The 2999-nt window shown below is 73.8% G+C and carries 2 protein-coding genes; one reads left to right on the top strand and one right to left on the bottom strand.

All coding sequences use genetic code 11. The annotated features are described in order from the left end of the window. The coding region (locus tag ICN82_RS00810; RefSeq protein ID WP_193178930.1) for a BapA prefix-like domain-containing protein at positions 1 to 987 on the bottom strand (987 nt) is incomplete at its 3' end. Between the two features lie 209 nt (positions 988 to 1196). On the opposite strand from ICN82_RS00810, the gene ICN82_RS21575 reads away from it, so the two are divergent. After that, on the top strand, positions 1197 to 2999 hold a 1803-nt coding region (locus ICN82_RS21575; RefSeq protein ID WP_193178929.1), incomplete at its 3' end, for a hybrid sensor histidine kinase/response regulator.

The raw sequence follows: 2999 nt of genomic DNA, 5'->3' as shown, positions 1-2999 counted from the left end.
GCCGCCGCCCAGCACCCCGGTGCCGGTCAGGTCGCCGACCAGCCCGTCGGCGCCGGTCACGGCACCGAGCGCGCCGTCATTGCCGACCAGATCGCCCAGCACCCCGTCGGAGCCGGTGATCTCGCCCAAAGCCCCACCATTGCCGGTCAGATCGCCCAGCAACCCGCCATCGGCGATCACCGGATCCAGCAGCCCGGCTTCAGGCGAGACCGGCCCGTCACCGACCAGCGGCGTGCCGAGCAGCTCCTCCGAGAGGTCCCCCAGCGGCGTACCGGAACCGCCGATTTCGCCCAGCAGGCCGTCGGCCCCCGTGATCTCGCCCAGAGGGGCGTCGTTGCCGGTCAGATCGCCCAGCAGGCCGTCTTCCGCCACGACCGGGCCGAGCAGGCCCGCATCTTCTTCCGATCCGGGACCGTCGGTGGGGTCGGTGGGGTCAGTTGCATCCGTTGCGTCGGTGGGATCGGTCGCGTCGGTGGGGTCGGTCGCATCCGTGGCATCCGTGGGATCGGTCGCGTCGGTGGGGTCGGTCGCATCCGTTGCATCCGTGGGGTCGGTCGCGTCGGTGGGGTCGGTCGCATCCGTGGCATCGGTGGGATCGGTCGCGTCGGTGGCGATGCCGTCCGGACCGTCATTGTCCCCGTCGCCATCGTCCGAGCCGCCGCCGGAGGCGGCGACCAGTCCCAGGCCTGCCAGTCCGGCCAGACCCGCCGCCAGGGCACCGCCCCCCATCCCTGCGCCCAGCCCGGCCTCGCCTTCCCGGACATCGATGACGCCCTCGACGCCGCTATAGCTGCCATCGGCATGCATCAGGCGATGGGCCGCGCCGCCCTCGGCGCGGGTGTAGAAATCATTGACCATGATCCTGTCGCCATCGGTCAGCTCGACAACCAGCGAGTCGCCGGATTTGACATAGCGCGCGATGTCGGCGGCATTGGCGTCGATCGTCACCTCGGTCGCGCTGCCCGCCTGGATTGTCCGTGTAGCCATCTGTCCACCCTCCTCCTCGGGATTGTCAGTTGGATCTGTCCAAAGATAATCTGAACTATCTTTGGTATGGGATTATGTGGCATACTTTTGATATGTCAATATGCGTATGCATGGGAATTGCGCCACGGGACGCGCCGGGCCTTGTTCCCGCCCGGCGGTTTCCGCCATACTTCCGGCGGGACGGGGCGCGGCTTTCGGGAGGCAACGGGGTGAGAGAACCGGTTCAGGACGATGCCGACCGAGGAGAGGCGGAGCAGGGCGCCCCCGCTTCCGCGCGGCCGGTGCTTCGGGCCGTGGCCCGCCTGATCGCGACGGATCGCCGGGCGGTGGTCCTGGCGGGCGAGGCCGGGGACGTGCTTCTGGCCAACGCGCCTGCCGGACGGCTGGGCCTGGGGCGCGGCAGCCTCCGCACGCATCTGGACTGGCCGCAGGCGCGCCTGCGGGCCCGCCGCGCGGGCAGCGCCCCGGCGGTGGTGACCCGCGGGGACCAGGCGCTGGAGGGCGAGCTGGTCCATCTGCCGCTGGGCACGGCGGAGGGCTACCTGCTGCGCCTGTCCGAAAGCGATCAGGAGGCAGTCTGGCTGCGCAACCGGGCGCGGGCGGCCGCGCTGATGCGGGTGGCGCATGACCTGCGCACGCCGATCCAGTCGCTGCTGGTCACCGCCGAGCAGGCGCTTGGCGGTGCGGAAGATGCCGAGGCGGCGCGGCTGTCGCGGGCCCGGCTGCGCCGCGCCGCGGATCTCGCGCTGGATCACCTGGGCAATGTCCTGGCGGTCATCGGCGGCGAACAGGGGGCGGCGGGGCTGCTGCCGGACGAGGATTTCGACATCGCGCAGGAGCTGCGCAACCTCCTGGAGATGATCCGCCCGATCGCCCGCAGCCGCGGTACCGCGCTGGAGCTGGAGATCGACGCGCCGGGGGCGCCATGGCTGCACGGGCCGTTGCGTTTCGTGCGGGCACTTGGCCAGAACATGATCGACAACGCGGTGAAGCACGGGGGCGCGCGGGCCGAGATGCGGCTGTGCTGCCGCCCCCTGCCGGGGGATGCGCTGGAAGGCGGCGCCTCCGCGGCGGCGGACGGGGCCTGGCGCGTCACGCTGGAGATGCGCGACCTCGGCGGCGGCCTTCCGGATGCCCAGAAGCGGCGCATCGAACACGCCCTGGCCGGCACGGCGCCGCCGCCGGGGGCGGCACGGCGCGGCTCGGCCGGGCTGGAGGTCATGGGGCATGCGCTGCGCCAGCTGGGCGGCACGCTGGAGGTTGCGGATCGCCCGGGCGCGGCGCCGGGCCAGGTGCGCGGCACCGTCCTGCGCGCCGAATTCAGCCTGCCTGCCGCGCCGCCGCGCGCGACCGGGGCGGCGCAGCCGCAGGGCCAGCCGGTGCCGCAGGTCCTGGCGGGACGCCGGATCCTGGTGGTGGAGGACAGTCCCGCCAGCCGCGACTGGCTGGTCCATGTGCTGCGCGGCGCCGGGGCCGAGACCTGCGCCGCGTCCGATCCGCGCGAGGCGCTGGCCCTTCTCGAGGCGCCGGCGGGGGCGTCGATCGCGGCGGTGCTGTCGGATGTGACCCTGCCGGGAATGAGCGGGATCGAGATGACCCGCCGGATCCGCGCCGCGGCATCCTGGCAGGGACTGGTGCTGGGGCTCACGGCCCATGCCGATGCCGGGATCCGCCAGGCCTGCCTGGGGGCGGGCATGGCGCGGGTGCTGGAAAAGCCGGTGCGCCCGGCCCAGCTTTGCGCGGCGCTGGCCGAGGCCCTGGAGGGGGTGCCTGCGGCGCAGCCGCCGGCCGCGGATCCGGGGGGCGGGCCCCAGGCGCTGGATCCCGAAGTCGCGGCGGACCTGGTGACGCAGCTGGGCGCCGCGCGGGCGCGGGATTTCATGTCGCGGGCCCGGGAGGAGGCGGCGGCGGCGCTGGCCCGGGTGCGGGCCCAAGGGCTGGGCCCGGCCACGCGGCCGGTGCTGCATGCCGCGACGGGCGCGGCGGGGCTGACCGGGCTGGCCCGGATCGAG

The sequence above is a fragment of the Mangrovicoccus algicola genome, from assembly GCF_014903745.1.
Taxonomy (GTDB): domain Bacteria; phylum Pseudomonadota; class Alphaproteobacteria; order Rhodobacterales; family Rhodobacteraceae; genus Mangrovicoccus; species Mangrovicoccus algicola.
Note: the sequence above shows the minus strand (reverse complement) of the source record. Positions and strands in the feature narration are given on the sequence as shown.